Source organism: Paenibacillus marinisediminis (genome assembly GCF_054343325.1).
The window spans coordinates 115,395-130,783 of sequence record NZ_JBTGUH010000002.1 but is presented as its reverse complement, the minus strand read 5'-3'; the positions used below and the strand labels follow the sequence as shown (position 1 = coordinate 130,783).

General features: G+C 41.7%; 16 protein-coding genes. 1 reads left to right on the top strand and 15 read right to left on the bottom strand.

What is annotated here, in order from left to right:
• Nucleotides 1-48: 48 nt before the first annotated feature.
• From ACXX53_RS06445 to ACXX53_RS06425, 5 genes are all read right to left on the bottom strand, one after another.
• Complete coding sequence (locus ACXX53_RS06445; RefSeq protein ID WP_458567808.1) at nucleotides 49-444, bottom strand: FixH family protein; 396 nt, start codon at nucleotides 442-444, stop codon at nucleotides 49-51.
• A gap of 314 nt (nucleotides 445-758) precedes the next feature.
• The gene (locus ACXX53_RS06440) at nucleotides 759-1,571 is read right to left on the bottom strand and encodes an HAD family hydrolase (RefSeq protein WP_458567807.1); all 813 of its coding nucleotides are present in this window, start codon (nucleotides 1,569-1,571) and stop codon (nucleotides 759-761) included.
• An 18-nt stretch (nucleotides 1,572-1,589) separates the two neighbouring features.
• Nucleotides 1,590-2,111, bottom strand: coding sequence for a methyltransferase (locus ACXX53_RS06435; protein ID WP_458567806.1), 522 nt, complete (start codon nucleotides 2,109-2,111; stop codon nucleotides 1,590-1,592).
• Between the two features lie 205 nt (nucleotides 2,112-2,316).
• A complete protein-coding gene (locus ACXX53_RS06430) occupies nucleotides 2,317-2,538 on the bottom strand; it encodes a DUF896 domain-containing protein (protein WP_458567805.1) in 222 nt (73 codons plus the stop codon).
• Nucleotides 2,539-2,672: 134 nt separating this feature from the next.
• Complete coding sequence (locus ACXX53_RS06425) at nucleotides 2,673-3,056, bottom strand: LysM peptidoglycan-binding domain-containing protein (RefSeq protein ID WP_458567804.1); 384 nt, start codon at nucleotides 3,054-3,056, stop codon at nucleotides 2,673-2,675.
• 284 nt (nucleotides 3,057-3,340) lie between these two features.
• On the opposite strand from ACXX53_RS06425, the gene lexA reads away from it, so the two are divergent.
• Complete coding sequence (gene lexA / locus ACXX53_RS06420; RefSeq protein ID WP_458567803.1) at nucleotides 3,341-3,973, top strand: transcriptional repressor LexA; 633 nt, start codon at nucleotides 3,341-3,343, stop codon at nucleotides 3,971-3,973.
• A 67-nt stretch (nucleotides 3,974-4,040) separates the two neighbouring features.
• Here lexA and ACXX53_RS06415 read toward each other — a convergent pair whose 3' ends face one another.
• The 10 genes from ACXX53_RS06415 to ACXX53_RS06370 form a co-directional block, all read right to left on the bottom strand.
• Nucleotides 4,041-10,454 carry a PKD domain-containing protein gene (locus ACXX53_RS06415; RefSeq protein WP_458567802.1) on the bottom strand — a complete coding sequence of 2,138 codons (6,414 nt, stop codon included), beginning with the start codon at nucleotides 10,452-10,454 and terminating at the stop codon, nucleotides 4,041-4,043.
• A gap of 11 nt (nucleotides 10,455-10,465) precedes the next feature.
• Nucleotides 10,466-11,674 (bottom strand): S-layer homology domain-containing protein, encoded by a 1,209-nt coding sequence (locus ACXX53_RS06410; RefSeq protein ID WP_458567801.1) that lies wholly within the window; start codon nucleotides 11,672-11,674, stop codon nucleotides 10,466-10,468.
• 134 nt (nucleotides 11,675-11,808) lie between these two features.
• Nucleotides 11,809-12,315, bottom strand: coding sequence for a hypothetical protein (locus ACXX53_RS06405; RefSeq protein ID WP_458567800.1), 507 nt, complete (start codon nucleotides 12,313-12,315; stop codon nucleotides 11,809-11,811).
• Between the two features lie 18 nt (nucleotides 12,316-12,333).
• Nucleotides 12,334-12,720, bottom strand: a complete 387-nt coding sequence (locus tag ACXX53_RS06400) for a hypothetical protein (RefSeq protein WP_458567799.1) — start codon at nucleotides 12,718-12,720, stop codon at nucleotides 12,334-12,336.
• Nucleotides 12,721-12,764: 44 nt separating this feature from the next.
• Entirely contained in the window at nucleotides 12,765-12,905 is a 141-nt protein-coding gene (locus tag ACXX53_RS06395; protein ID WP_458567798.1) for a hypothetical protein, read from the bottom strand.
• 31 nt (nucleotides 12,906-12,936) lie between these two features.
• Nucleotides 12,937-13,080, bottom strand: coding sequence for a hypothetical protein (locus tag ACXX53_RS06390; RefSeq protein ID WP_458567797.1), 144 nt, complete (start codon nucleotides 13,078-13,080; stop codon nucleotides 12,937-12,939).
• 19 nt (nucleotides 13,081-13,099) lie between these two features.
• The gene (locus tag ACXX53_RS06385; RefSeq protein ID WP_458567796.1) at nucleotides 13,100-13,249 is read right to left on the bottom strand and encodes a hypothetical protein; all 150 of its coding nucleotides are present in this window, start codon (nucleotides 13,247-13,249) and stop codon (nucleotides 13,100-13,102) included.
• A 51-nt stretch (nucleotides 13,250-13,300) separates the two neighbouring features.
• A complete protein-coding gene (locus tag ACXX53_RS06380; protein ID WP_458567795.1) occupies nucleotides 13,301-13,456 on the bottom strand; it encodes a hypothetical protein in 156 nt (51 codons plus the stop codon).
• A gap of 13 nt (nucleotides 13,457-13,469) precedes the next feature.
• Nucleotides 13,470-14,369, bottom strand: a complete 900-nt coding sequence (locus ACXX53_RS06375) for a hypothetical protein (protein WP_458567794.1) — start codon at nucleotides 14,367-14,369, stop codon at nucleotides 13,470-13,472.
• Nucleotides 14,370-14,372: 3 nt separating this feature from the next.
• Nucleotides 14,373-15,386: a hypothetical protein gene (locus tag ACXX53_RS06370; RefSeq protein WP_458567793.1), complete on the bottom strand. Its 1,014-nt coding sequence runs from the start codon at nucleotides 15,384-15,386 to the stop codon at nucleotides 14,373-14,375.
• Nucleotides 15,387-15,389 lie beyond the last annotated feature (3 nt).

The window sequence follows — 15,389 nt, the reverse complement described above, 5'->3', positions numbered from 1 at the left end:
ACGCTGTATCTAATATTCAATTCTATCGGCGGATATTAAGCTATATCATTATTTTACTTCAAAGGTTTTGCTTGGCATGGAGTGCATCGCCCCAACTGTAACATGAGATATGATGGTATACTTGCCTGCTTGATCGAACTTGTTCGACCACTCATACTTACCGCTTTCCTTATGCTTCACTTCTAACTTATGGTGCTCCCCACCTTCAATCCACCATTCAAACTCTACTTTATCCGCATTCTCAACTGCTTTAGAGTCCTGTGTAACATATGCTGTAAAAGTAGCAGATTCATTCACGCTTACCTGTTCGGGTGTGCTTAGTTCGACGTTGATCATCGCGAGAGAATTCATCGAACTTCCCATATCATGACCCTCATGCTCATTGCTGCAGCCAGCAAGAAGCATAATTGCTACACCTGATATATATACAGCTTTCTTCCACATTCATCATTCACTCCTCTATGTCCTAGTAACAGATATCATAGCTTCCATTATATCCATTAATTTCTTGGGCGTAATGACTCAATATAGTTGTAGACAGCAGTATCTGTGAACAATATATGACATTTATCACACAGAAAGTAATAATGATGTTCTCGATTTAGAGCACGAATAGTGAGGTAAATGGATAATAAATCAAAAAGGCCGAGAACTGGAGCAAGTATAGCTCCTGTCTTCGACCTTTTGTGCTTAAATATAGAAAGGGAGCAATCCCTATGTAGTAAAAATCTACTTGTGAGATAGCTCCTTCTACTGTTTTATTCGACCGTCTGCTGCTTGTTAATATGATTAATAACTTCTTGCAGTTCAGTTAAGCTCTTAATCGTATACTCAGGCTGTACCGGTCCAGTTAGCGGTTTATCATTGCGGTTTATCCAAGCATTATGCATACCTGCATTAACCGCTCCTTGAATGTCAGTTGTAAGTTTATCCCCGACCATGATCGCTTCATTTGCAGGAATACCTGTCAATTTCATTCCATACTCATATAAGCTGAGCGCAGGTTTACCCTTGTCAAAGTTGCCAGAGATGAAGATATGGTCGAAATACTGCTGAATACCCGGAACTCCGTCAAGCTTCTCTTGCTGCAAACAAGGTGCTCCATTCGTTAACAGTACCAGTTGATAGGATTGTCGCAGACTTTCCAGAACTTCGAACGTTTCATCATAAACATATGGCCGTTGGCGTCTCTCTTCCATGAATCGTTGTGCACAAGCGCGCCCTAATTCCTCATCCTTCACGTCCAATGCTTCAAGGCCAAGCGTCCAAGCCGCAGCTCGATATTGTGGAGCAATCTCTTGCAGCATTCGAAACTCTTTATGTTCTCCACCAGTAAAGTGAGCCCATAGCGCTTCAAACGGATTAATGCCGATATTCTGTGTAAATGGATAAGTTTCATAGGAAGCATACAGGTCCCGTGCTGCAGTCCGAACAGACTCTTCAAACTTGACAGGATCGACTCCTGCTTTCTCTTGTGCGAATTGACATGCTGCTGCAAATGCTTCTTCTACACTGCGTTCATCCCACAACAATGTATCGTCCAAGTCAAACCATATCGCCCGAATCGTCACTCTGCTCCACTCCTCTGCTTACTTCGATACCTTCTCGTACGGAATATGATGTTGTTCCGCAAACTTAATGACGCCACTTCCCATTTCATCTATATTGTATCGATTCATGAGACGGGAGAATACCCAGTTGCTTCCTTTGCCAGACTTCTCAATTACGACAATACCTGGCTGAACTGTAATCTTCTTAATATCCTTGACATAAAGGAAGCGAGGTCGATTCCACTTTGTCGTCGAAACGTAGTCTTTACCGATCTTGAGATACGGCTTGCGGAAGAAGATGATCAAGCCTAGACCGATATAAGCAAAGATCGTTACCCAATAGAGCCAAGCTGACTGTTTACCTTGTGCAACTGGAACACTGCCTACCAAGGCGAATAACAGTGCTATCGCAATGAGCACAATCGGCAAAATAAAGTTTCTGCCTTTAAATTGCTCATACTTCTCTTCACCGATGTGGAGAGCAGGCTTGCCTGTTTTCTGGCGTTGCTTGTTTAATGTTTGACTGTTTTTGCGGACTTTTCTTTCCCAACTACGTGACATGTTGTACTTACTCCTCCTAATCATGAACAATTCATTCACTTAAGCAAAAAAATATACTTCAGTTCTACTAAACAGTATACACGGAATATACGTTTGAACCGAGCATATGATTCATTAATGGCATAAACCATATAATGCAAAATAGATAATAGCTCCTGTATGCTAATAAAGGTACGAACATCGCTGTCCGTACCTTAGGATCATATTATTGAGGACCAAATCTTGATGTCGACGGCGCTTGTCCATCTTGATCTTCATCTTCAGCCCATTTAATCGTATTCAGATGTCCTCTCACTTGCTCGCGAAAGAGAACTAAATATTGTTCACGCAGTCTTGCACGCTCGCTTACCTCATCATCAGTCAAGCCTACTGTCTTGTGCTTACGAGCAAGTTCATTAATACGAGCGATCAATTTCTCTATATCCATGTTCAACCTCCAAGTTGTCCTTCCAATACTAATACTTTGACATGGAGGTGATTCAAAGTCAAGCAATATGCACCTTAAACGAATCTTTTCTATATCACATAATGAGCATCATATATAAGGAAATATATAAATGATTAATTAGAAACAAGTAACGGTACTTCGATTACGTCACCGGCCTGTAAATTGCTTGCTTTCATTCCATTATGCTTCATTATATCTTGTATGTATTCCCGAATATCATAATTGTTGTCAGCAGGAAGATAAGCTGCTGCGATACCCCACAATGTATCACCTGGCTGAACAATGACACTCTCGACTTGTATACCCGCTTCTACGGCGGCATCTGTTTCTCCAGTCCATGCTTGTACGATGCTGGTAAACGTAAAACATAATCCTATAAATAATGTCATTAGAAGAGCTGCGCGGCGCATTCTGCGTGAACGAAAAGCTCGTGACTTCGCTTGTTGTTGTTTGGTAGTGCTTCTAGCATATATCGATCGATAAGTTGTATACATCATGATTAACCAGTCCTCCAAACGTGTGTTCTGTTCTCTGTTCTTAATTTAACACGAACACTTGTTTGAGTCAACATAAATTTAGAACAAGCGTTCTCTATTTTGCTGAGATCTATTTTCTTGGTTGCTATAACCGCAACAGACAACATACTCACAATTGATAAATCGAGAAAAGTTTCCATTTACTCCGTTAACAGAATCTATCTTGAAGTTTAGAACTTACGTTTGTACGAACGGTCGTTCTATGGTATAATTAATCAAAAGCGCACTCATTGGAGTTGATTCTATTGTCTAAGATTTCCAGTCGTCAACAAGCGATCCTTGATTTTATACGCACTGAAGTTAGATTGAAAGGCTACCCGCCTTCTGTACGTGAGATTGGCGAGGCAGTCGGACTCGCATCCAGTTCAACAGTTCACGGTCACTTGGATCGGCTCGAGAAGAAAGGCTTCATTCGACGCGACCCAACTAAGCCGCGCGCTATCGAGCTTCTGAGCAGCCAAGATATGGTCGGAGAAGATTCGAACTTCAATCACGCGATCGCACGAGTACCTGTTGTCGGTAAGGTTACAGCTGGTGAACCTATCCTGGCAACTGAGAACATTGAGGATTATTTCCCGCTTCCGTTAGACATGGTTCGTGAGGATGATACGGTATTCATGCTTAATGTTCACGGTGAGAGCATGATCGAAGCTGGCATACATAACGGTGACTACGTTATCGTGCGTCAGCAGCAAACTGCTAACAACGGAGATATCGTCGTTGCCATGACGGAAGATAACGAAGCTACTGTCAAGACATTTTACAAAGAGAAAGATCATATCCGCTTGCAGCCTGAGAATTCCACGATGGAACCGATTCGTTTGAATCATGTTACCATACTTGGCAAGGTTGTCGGTTTGTTCCGTGATCTTCACTAACCCACTTGCACGGATAAAGAAAACGCCTCGCTGGTACTCATAATGAGAACCATGCGAGGCTTTTTCTTTAGAAGCTTCTATGGAAGCGGAAGTATTCATCCCAGTTGCCTAAGATGTTGATCGGAACTTTGGTTGTCTTTTGGACTCCATTGGAATACGTTACGGTAAATACAAATGTATACTCCCCATCAGCTAGCATTGCTAATTCGGTGGACGTATTGTCATAAGCAATATATCCTGTCCATAATGCCTCACTAAGCTTAGTAAGCTGAACCTGACCGATACGCTCCGCATATACCTTGATGCTCACAGCTGTGGTTGCGGTACCTGTTACCGTTGGCTTTGCAACCAATTCAAAGCTTTCTCCTGCCCAAAAAGTATTCAGCGATCGTTGTTTATCAGGATTCGCTTCGTTCCACTTCTGCAAATGATTCAGCCATTCCTTCGTATGCAGTACTTGTCCTTGTATGCCGAGCGGCAGTACTTCTATCTGCTTCGTTATACTGTGTTCTTCGGTTCCATCTGACGCTGTTAAGGTAACCATGTAAATTCCCGGAGTGATCCAACTAACTGTCGGATTCGTTTCAGATGATTGGTATCGAAGATTGGGACCGCTCATTTGCCATTTGTAAGTCATCGGATCTCCATCAGGATCTGTAGACTTATTGCTGAATCGAACGGTATCGCCCTCATACGGTGGTTTTGGCATGTAATCAAAATTCGCTACTGGTGGGCTGTTGACATGTATTCTCATGTATTTCGGAGCGCTTTGTCCCCATTCATACCCATCAAATACACGAACAACGACATAGTAATCTGTCTTGTCCTGAAGCGCAGCTGGCACCTTCCAGCCTTGCGAACTACCGTTCAGGATCCCCGAAGTCTGAGCCAAGATTCCTCCATATTTGTACACTTCTACTTCAAACTTCGTTTGCGGATCTAGATCAGCATCTGTGTAAGTCCAAGTAATCGTCGGAGTATACGTATCTACCAGTGTCGGCTTTGTTTGATTTGTACTATCTGGATAGCTAATATTCGCTACAGGTACACGGTTTATGATCTGGACCGTCTTAGACGTCTCTGCTGATTGATTACTAGAATCCGTTACAACCTGTCTTATCTTAAATGTACCAAGTGTCGTGAATTGTTTGTACCAAATGTCGCGCTTTGCACTTGCTAACGATTCTTTTCCATCACTCATGTTACTTATATAATATTTGTGATCGAGATTTAGAGAATTCCCATCCTCTTTATCATAAGCTGTCGATTGAAAGCTTACGTCTACATTCCGATAAGTCGTAACCGGATCTGGAATGAATCCAGGAACAGGGGGACTATCTGCTATGGTCACACCAACATCAATATGGTTTACAGCCCATTGCGACCAAGCACCGTATTCATCCTTGACGGACAATCCTATCTCGTACATTCCCTTTTCCTGCGGTGCAGTTAACTTCGCATTAACGACTTTACCCGTTGGTGAAATGTAGTAATATTTTCTCTCCAATATTCCTCGTGTTTGCGCATAATCGATGCTTGTATTGTCTTTACTAATTTCTGTTGGACTCATCCATCTGTCAGGATCGTAACTCTCATCATTCCAATTGATCATACCATCAGCTTGCTGCGAAACTTGAAACTTTGCTACAGGCCGACGATGGACGATAATTTGATTCACGAATTCGTTTGAATCCATTCGATATTCATTGAATCTGTTGTCTGGATACAGGTATTCAGGATGTGGATCGTCCTTAGCCTTTAAGCTCACGACATAACGCCCGACTTTATCAAAGGTCAGCTGCGTCGATTCGAAGGACTTACCATCCAAGCTGGACACTCCTTGGTTACGTAAAAACATCGGCATGTGCTTATAGCTCCAAGCGAATTTTCCCGCCATAGGATCCTTTTCCGGATCATCGAAGTTAATATTCTCGTATTTCAGTTCTGCTTTAGTTCCAGAAGGTTCCCAGATCGCATAATTGTCCATCCACTCCACTACATCGGCCTCGATTGGATTGATCGACAATGCACCAAAGTTCACGTATGACTTATTTGAGAAATATCCGAATGCACCGTCTTTATATGTTCCGTCTGTAATGCTGAAGTAAGGAATATTATTAATATAGAGCTCGATCTTATCTCCAACCGTTCTTAACCTAACACTATAAGTCTTGTTATCCTGTACTGGGAAGTTGCTTAGTTTAATAGATTGGCCAACGCCATTAACATATTTCATGAGATAAACATTCGTCGTATCAAATTCTATCGCGTACTTATTTAACGGTCCTTGCATTCGGAATGAGAATCCGAAACGTTCTTTATCCTTATCTTTGTTATCTAATTTAAAGTTAAATTTCATCTCTACATCCGATACATCGATAGGACTAAAAAACTGACCGCTAGTGAACGATTGAATTTGTCTGGGCTTGCTTGTCGGCTCTCCAATGATAATTTCAGGTTCATAATATAGTGTAGTTGATGATGAATCTCCATAATATTTCTGGTACATCAGTAATCCTATGCCATCTGCAATAGGCACATATTGAGTTGGGTCTTTATGTAGAGTTGACGCAAATGTGTTTTTGTCATTCTCTACCGTTACAGTCGCCCCTCCTTTGTTTCCCCCACCTAAGTTTCCGTAGTACCGTCCATTAATATCATACATTGCACCGTTATAAGCCCAAATGGAATCTTCCGGCGCTGTGGCAGTATTGCCGATAATAGCACCAGATTTAACATTGATAGTTATCGTTCTCATCTCTAATCCCCAGTTGCCTGGTGAATAATAGTCTGTGAAGGCTATCGTATCACTTGCTAAATCGTATGCCATGTTTATTCCCCGACAATGTCCGCTATAAGTGAGTCCTAGACCGTTATCGACCTCACAAGTTAGATTTATGGCATCTCCCCAATATCGATACGGAATTGCCGTTTTCCATATCGTTTTATTGTCCTTACCTACTTTGATCACTTCAGGCTCTCTAAACTTCATATTCATCCGTATATCCTCATATCCAGTTGGGGGGTAATCAGGATAGCCAGATAAATAATACGTGTTTCCATAAATATCCTTTCCCAAATTTTGTTCTTTATATTTAACCTTTTCATATCCGTTCAATGCTGGTATTTCAGGTCTGGCTCTATCACCCTTATCATCAGTTCCAACGAGACTTCGCGCCTCCTCGTAAAAATTATGCTCACTTACTTTTATATTCTGTTTATTTCCGTGTATATCGTAGTACCATGTTGTTAATTTATAGATCCATTTACTACCTACATAAGTAGAGTCAATCGTATAGTAGTGCAACTTCCCGTCTTCTACCTTATATTTTGACCCCTTATCATGGTTTATTCTTGATATCTGAGTGAATGTATCCAAGTCATAAACAAGCGTCCATCTCGATGTTGAATCCCCATTGTTATAGTAGTTATAAATGTAAAGGTAGTTATCGGTTACATCGTATTTCTCGTAAGAATCAACATACGGTCCAATTTTTAATGGGTTATATGCGTCCTTGTATCTCCATCCCCAAGATCCGTTTACTAAGCCCTGTTCAACATCAGGAATTTTACTCAGCTCTGTAATATATAAGTAGCTATCATAGTGATATGAATAACCCTTATCGATTACATAAAATGCGTATTTACCGTGAACCTCCAGATGCTTTAATCCTCCATAAGTATCTAGAATTCGTGTGACTCGATAAGGTTTTGTAGGGTCTACGGCTTTGTATGGAGATATACTGTTATTTCCTAGACCTAAATTGGTATTCAGATCAAAATATTGATAGTTAATATCATGCGGTCCAAGAATCGTTTTTTGATATGAACTCAACGTCGATGGTGCCCCTGTATAGAAGTTTTTAGCTTCTTTTGAGTTCAACATGCCATCCCTAATTTCCCACGATTCGCTTTTATCGACATACATGTTTTTATTGGAGTTCGTTTGTTTTAAATCCCAATTGTATATTTCCGATGTAGAAAATACCGTTGAATTATCGATAGGAGGCTGCTTATTCACACCAGACAGATCGAAGCTAACTTCAGGTGCCCTATTGATGACATTAAGTGTTAGAGTTGATTCATCTACCGCAGAAGTATCTGCAACACGTCCGCCTTCTTTAGTTACCTTCGTATAAAACAGGTATTTGCCTACCTTTGGTGCTGAAAACTCGAATCCCTTGATATTGGTTTCCGATATCGCCTGCCAAGCATCATCTTCAAAACCGTTATTTAAACGATCATATTTATACTTGTACTCAGCTGCAACAATTGGGGCACCATCTACTGTGTATGAATTATTAACGATGGATACGCCATCATAACGTAAAGCGAACGATGGAACGTCAAGCTTAGCAATAGGCGGCGTGTCGGGCTTCACCTTGATTGTACAATAGGCTGGATCTGACGATTTTAAACCGTCCGTATCATAAACATGCAGGCCTACCTTAACGTCTATGACTTCGTCTGTTTCATTTTTAAATACCAGCAGCTTATCCAACCATTCATCCCTAGCATGATCGATCCTTCCGTATTTCTTCGGAGAATAGCTGTACTTACTTGAAAATAAGTCCTCATTGTACGGTTTGTTTGCTGTTACCTCCGGTGGACATTCAATAACTGGTATCGGATTGGCTGGGATGACATTAATATAGGTGGTCGCTGTGGTTAAGCCGCCAAATGCGTCCTTCGCTGTTGCATCCACCCGATGTACACCGAGTGTTCCCATATAGATGCCGTGATAGGCTTCAAGCCCTTGGGTGGATATAGAAGGGATTGTTTTCCCCCACGGCGTACTTCTGGAGAAATCGAAGCCTAGAAACTCTATCTCGTCTCCTTCCGCATCATACGGCACTGGAATCGATCCGTCATAGATATTCACCAAGTCAAGAGTAGTTCCTTGAACTACTTGAGTTAACCTCTTTGTTGGCTCGGCTGGATCAACAAACCCGATCTTAATCACTGGTGGAGTGTTATTACCGTTATCCTCAATGATCAACGGCTTTGGTCCGATCCACTCTGTTTCTCCGCAGCTGCTGTAAATCTTCATGTATACATCATGGTACCCTACTCCAATGTTCGGAGGATAGTTCGCGTACTCATATGTGTTTTTTGTATTCATGCCTCTAACAGGACTCGTTGTGATCTCGTATCCTTGCCGATCGATCTTATATACATGACTGATATACGTACAAGAATCAATCGGTTTAATATCTTTAGGAACAATATTGAAGGTATCCCTATACTTGATCTTTGATGGAGTGATTTCAAAGTCACCCGTGATCCCACCGCCAGTGGGTACACCTCTTTTGGTAATCTGAACGTTTTTAGTTACAGTTGGTGAGACTCGCCCTTTAGAATCCGTGACGAACATATCAATGGGATAGGATTGTTCTTTGTCTTCGATAAAGTGGGGATATTTCGAGGCGTCAATTGTGACGTTAGTTATGGTTCCGGTTGTAAATTCTGTGTGCTGAGTGCGTGAAGGGTTGTAGATTTTGTATGTAATCGATTTGAGGGTCTTACCTGAGGGGATGTTGATGTTCTTAGGGACTAAATTGAATGTATCTCCGTACGGGATCTTGTTCGGAACTGGATCAAAGTCGCCAGTCGGAGTACCGTCGTCATTAACAGTAATTCTAGCAGCGATTGTTAAGTCCCATTTTTCCCAGTACACAACAACATTTGCAGGAGTTGATCCAGTTGGAGCAACACCTGTCGCTACTCCGTTTGAATCTACAGTGACTTTCTGAGGTACTTCAGAAGTCCACTTTAATTCTGCGTTTGGAATAGCTTCACGCTTCGTACCACTCTTGTATCCCCATACTGCTGTTGCTTTAAGATTTACTTTTTCATTGATTGCGATAGACTTAGCTGTAGGTTCGATTTCGATTGATAGTGGTATGTGACCTATCCAATCAACGTCTATCGGAAATGGGTAAATATATCCTGGCATGTGACCACATATACTGTTCGCTTGATTCGGTGGCGATGCTTGCCCTAATACACCTTTACCCGACATTCCTGAAAATTTAATCTTGTTCCCGTCTACTTCATCTACAGTACCGTTAATTTTTGGATCTATCCAATATCCGGGCGTAGGTTTGCCCTTAATTTTAGGGTCGACTACCTGCTCTAAATTGTAGCTAACACTTACTCCTTGAGCATTCTTACCTGCCCAATTATTGTTTGGAGGAGATGTCTCCGCCTTTACTGAAAGTCTTTCAGTAGTATACTTAGGCTGCCCTCCATCGTTCGGTCTGCTCTTATACCCGTCAAAGCTGTCAGTTTGCCAGTCTCCATTGTATCGCTGACACCAGTAGTACCCCGGATTCGGAGTAGTCTCATTAGTTAATACTATATTCCTAGATGATGTCGGGACGCCCGTAGCTGATACATTCTGATATCCTAAAAAAATTAACGGCTCAAATAGCTGAAATACGAACAATAATAACAGAAATATTCCTGTTATTTTTCTCATTCCCCTCACCCTCACTTCAAGAACTGATATAAGTACGTATGCGAACCTTTTGTCGCGTTCTCAGCCAGTAGTCTTAGATTTTCAAACTCATCTCTGTTGTATACACCATAGAATGCCCACTCTTCTGTTATTCCCTTAGCTGCCAGATGATCTCCATTAGTCGTAGGATCTATATAGTTAAATTTCTTTGCTATGTCCATATTTACTGGATTTCCTGCTCTAGCGAACTTTAGACTTCTAATAATATCCCAACTACCCCCAGAATACTTAGGCGTCACTTCAGCTATCGCAACTGCACGCCCTTCTGTTCCTTCGAACATTGCAGGTCTTTCTGATTTTGAGTGATCTCCTATAAACTTTTTATGGTAAATACTCTGAGTTACATCGTTACGTGTTGGTACAATATACACTCTCTTTACTTTTGCTGAGTAATTAGGGTGATCGATCAATACAGGTTCCTTCACTATATCTCGGTGTACCCATGATCTGTCCACTACAGCTGATAAGTTCGTCCCCGTTTCGGCTACCGCCTTCAATTCCTTCAACGCCATAAACTCCTCTGGATTCTTACCTTTCGCATCTTTCAATATAAGCAGCATCACCGTAGCCTCAGCTCTTGTCGCATTCTTATCCAAACCAAACGAGTCATCAGGATATCCCCCGATCACACCACTTCCATAAGCTAATCCCACCAGTGGTACATCCTCGGCCTTGATCTTCTTCCAATCCGTTACTGGAATATCTCCGTTATACAAGCCCTTGAAGCTTTCGAGATATAGTTCATAATCCGCTTGTAATGCCAAGCTTCTACCGATCATCTTGGCCATTTCAAGACGAGTGATCGCTTTAGTTGGTTCGAACTTACTACCAAACTCACTAGAAACAATTACACCAGCTTGTACAGCAGATGAAATAGCTCCTTCAGCCCAATTGCCTGCAATATCCTCAAATGCTGTAGACTCACTAGATCCAGCCTGCAACTCTAGCAATCGAGCAACAATCGCTGTAAACTCTGCTCTGCTAATCGAAGCATTTGGTCTAAAGGTACCATCTTCATAACCCGTAAGCAGTCGTTCCTCAGCAGCTTGAACAATCGCACTCTTAGCCCAATGATTAGCAGTATCCTTGAATTCCTCACTCGCATATGTATTAGATGAAGGTAACAGTATCAGACTCACCATACTTACAAGAACACACATCATCAAACCACGAATACGCATTCAAACTCCCCCTCAGTCAAATAGGTATTTTTAACCATTAATGTTTAGAGTATATCATGTATTCCACTATTAATAATTCATAAATTACACAAACCTGCTTATATTTTGACAAATTGTTTCATATAGCGACATGCCTAAAAACCTACATATTCATGTGCACTCCCAACTATAAAATACGAATCAGCCGAGAAAGCAAATGGTCGCGGGTGCCTCATCGAGATAATGGCGACTACACTTGGTCCTCTTATGGAGTCTACATAGTCATATTTACTATTCCTATAAATACAAGGAAATCCTATCGTACTTCCTGGGCATCCCGTCTCAATTTTTTCAACATGAAGGATCTGCAATACATCCGACGATCGAAACATATTTGGAGCGACTGGCATATTCCTTTCATCAAGCTTCAAATTATCCCGCAACGACTGCAACAGAGCATCATTTAATTCATCAGTAAAAACAATCCGTCCGTTACGAGCCAGTTCATCGTAATTGATCTGCAATGCTGCGTCGTGAGTTGCCCGATCTAGTCCATTTTTCAACCGTATATATGCCGTTTCAGTTATATGATTATCCACCTGCCACATCCATAGCATCGCACATATAGCAGAAGTAAACAGGAGGAATATTGCCCACTTCATAGGTTGACCTCTCTCCAATTAAGGAATGTATTCTGACATCTCCATAGCGGTATATTTATACGTTCCAGTCGAAGCATCGCGTCCAAACCAATTCATCAGAATAAACATGCTGCCGATTGGATACTCAACTGTAACCTGAATATAAGAACCCCTAATATCTCGAACATCCGTTGAACCTGTAATCGAGACTTTCGAAGTATTAATATGAAGTCCTTTTAGATCGCTTTTCAGTTCATTCAACAGCATCGGGGACATATACCCTTCTCTAGCAGCGAGCTTAGCATATTTATGGGCAGCATTCTCCAGAATGATTCCACGCATATGAACCACTTCATTCAAAAATGGCTGAAACATAAAGAATACCATGAATGGAAATACCAACAGCAGTGTTATCGCCTGCTTCATAAGTATCGGGGGAATAGCTTGGCCCACCAATCCCCCTTCACCCCCTACTGAAACATGTTAAAATAATATTCCTGTGTTCTATTCTTCGTATCTTTTCCATCCTGCCAAACAGTCGGAATTGCTATCGCAGTTAAACAGGAAATGGCCAAGGCGATCAGGAGCAGCTTCACAATGACTTCCTTCATTTATTACTCGCACCTTCCAGATTGCTTGTCATTATGGGAGATTGCTCTGGCGTAATTGCCGAGAAATATTGGAGTTCGAATTCTTAGCGGATACAAATAGATCAGAGAAGATAAATACCGTAAACATGGAGCAAATCAGAGCTAGAATGATCAATTTCACCATAACGGACTTCATATAGATACCCTCATGTGAACTAATTTTGTGGAATAATAGCATTAGATACTTCCTTATCTTTACGTCCATCGATTGTGTTACTGTCGCCCCATATTCCAGTTGCCACGAAGAACGTGAACGCTGATAGAGCGATCGCAATCAACAATATTTTGATGATGACATCTTTCAACTTGCTCACCTCCTTTAAAGCATCTCAAATCATCATGATAAATGACAGGAATTAAGGCGGTGGAGCCAAGTTGCCATTTACACTCGAATGCGAACGATCCCGTATCGTTTCACTGTCACCCCATACGCCCGATGAACTGCCGATCAATAGCATAATAGCTGACAGAGCTAAGGCTATGAGCAATATTTTGATCATGATTTCTTTCACAGACTCTGCTCCTTCAGTTCAAGTTATATGTCGCGTTCATCATATCTTGATACTCCAAGTAATAAACGAACAGGCCGCAAATAATGACCATCATGACGCCTGAAAAGGTCAGTACATAGGCAACTACTCCGCGATCTTTCATCGTTCCGCGATAAATTTCTTGTCTTTTCTTCTTAAGTTCCTCATACCGTCTGGTTAATATCTCATGGATCTCCTCTGGCGAAGACTGATCTACTTGATATAGAATCTCTGCTAACGACTCTGCTTCCTTCGTCCCAACTATGACAGCAAAGCTCTTAAAGGCCTTCTCCTTGTTGTGCGGGTCCAGCGGATATTGCTCTAGAAAGCGATCAACAGCCGGTCGTGTGTAAGTTAGAAACTGCCGAAGGTATAGAAACATGTGGTATACATTTTGCTTTGATGTATGGGGGTCCGCATATTCGTTAGAGATAAGTTGTTGAAGAATAAAGATCTCCGTATTTTTAAGCCTGTCATGCCTGCTCTTCAAGCCCAACAACACATAACGAATGGGAAAGGACTCATGAAGATGAAGCATGAGATAAACCGTTAACAACACGACAAGCACCGCAATCGGATACCCTTGTTGTACGTTGGCAACATACCGAACGTTCAGTCCGACTACCAAGACTACGAATAGAAGATCTCTTACAATTCGAAATCTGGCAGGTGTTATCCCTTTCGCTATCAATCCCGCTTCTTCAAACAGACTGTGCATGTCTTGACGTTGATAATGAGCAATTACATCCGCTTTTCTCATATCAAAGTAATGCCGCATCTGCGAATAAATAGATACCCTTCTTGGAATAAGAGCTTTACGCAGCATGTACAACAGGTACAGAACCGGAATGGCTGGAAGGACGTACAACCAGAATAAGATGATACGATCAGCCACGAGTTACACCTCATTTCGCGGTTTCTGAATCATATAGGCCACTAATGCACAGATCAACGTAAACAATAGAGTGAAGATGATCATCCGAATACCCATTGTAGTTTGAAAATAATAATGCCAAGACTTGCCCATCGACGGATACTGATTCAAATAAATGACAGCTGGCAATAGAAACGCTGGGAAGTAGGCCATTTGAATAATTTCTCTATTCTCCGACTTGATCTCTTCAGTAATCTTAGCGACCTCACTCATATCCGCGATCAGCCAGCGAAGCCCCATTTCGATGTTATCTCCCTGATCTTCAGATTTATGGATGAGAATGCCTAACTGGATCGACCATGTTGTCTTGATACGATACATGAACAGCTCCACAGCATCTTCTATAGTTGTACTCGCCGAGCCCTGCAGCGCAGGGAGTAAGCCCATAAATGCATTCAGAATGTCACCCTGGAGCCCTTTGGACGTCTCGAAGACCGCATAGTACAAATTCCCTCGATACTCTGTATATTTCAACAACAAGGTATTGACTGCCGGAACTAAGTCATAGCTGTTCTTCACTCGAATCCGATGCAGCTTCAATCGCATCACACAATATGGAATGAAACTGGCCATCAGCGAAATAATCAAAGCCCATCTATCCAATAGATTCGACCACTTATAGTCACCGCTGCTAACACTGATCCAGAATCCATATCCGATATAAGTCATCATAAATACTCCCACAGTCACATTGATAAATCGCTGCAGCAGATGATCATCCTGTTCCTGCCCCCCAGATATCGAACGCAATAGCAGGATAAGATGCCTAGTCCATCTTGAATCCCGCTTCGTCTTCTTCACAGCAACCGCATAACTGAAATAGCCTTTCAATCGAACAGGCTTAAATACCTTCGAGATCGGAAAGACTCGATGACCCAGCCAATACAAAAGTAGGATAGGTACACCAGCAACCAAGACCGTTCGTATAATCAGATCAAGATTCTCTCGAATTCGCTCTAGTATTAGGGTAAAGTTCATATC

Bases quoted from the DNA above. Each gene is read 5' to 3' on its own strand.
- ACXX53_RS06445 (WP_458567808.1), bottom strand. From the start codon at position 444: ATGTGGAAGAAAGCTGTATATATATCAGGTGTAGCAATTATGCTTCTT.
- ACXX53_RS06435 (WP_458567806.1), bottom strand. From the start codon at position 2,111: ATGTCACGTAGTTGGGAAAGAAAAGTCCGCAAAAACAGTCAAACATTA.
- ACXX53_RS06430 (WP_458567805.1), bottom strand. From the start codon at position 2,538: ATGGATATAGAGAAATTGATCGCTCGTATTAATGAACTTGCTCGTAAG.
- ACXX53_RS06425 (WP_458567804.1), bottom strand. From the start codon at position 3,056: ATGATGTATACAACTTATCGATCGATATATGCTAGAAGCACTACCAAA.
- ACXX53_RS06415 (WP_458567802.1), bottom strand. From the start codon at position 10,454: ATGAGAAAAATAACAGGAATATTTCTGTTATTATTGTTCGTATTTCAG.
- ACXX53_RS06410 (WP_458567801.1), bottom strand. From the start codon at position 11,674: ATGCGTATTCGTGGTTTGATGATGTGTGTTCTTGTAAGTATGGTGAGT.
- ACXX53_RS06405 (WP_458567800.1), bottom strand. From the start codon at position 12,315: ATGAAGTGGGCAATATTCCTCCTGTTTACTTCTGCTATATGTGCGATG.
- ACXX53_RS06400 (WP_458567799.1), bottom strand. From the start codon at position 12,720: ATGAAGCAGGCGATAACACTGCTGTTGGTATTTCCATTCATGGTATTC.
- ACXX53_RS06395 (WP_458567798.1), bottom strand. From the start codon at position 12,905: ATGAAGGAAGTCATTGTGAAGCTGCTCCTGATCGCCTTGGCCATTTCC.
- ACXX53_RS06390 (WP_458567797.1), bottom strand. From the start codon at position 13,080: ATGAAGTCCGTTATGGTGAAATTGATCATTCTAGCTCTGATTTGCTCC.
- ACXX53_RS06370 (WP_458567793.1), bottom strand. From the start codon at position 15,386: ATGAACTTTACCCTAATACTAGAGCGAATTCGAGAGAATCTTGATCTG.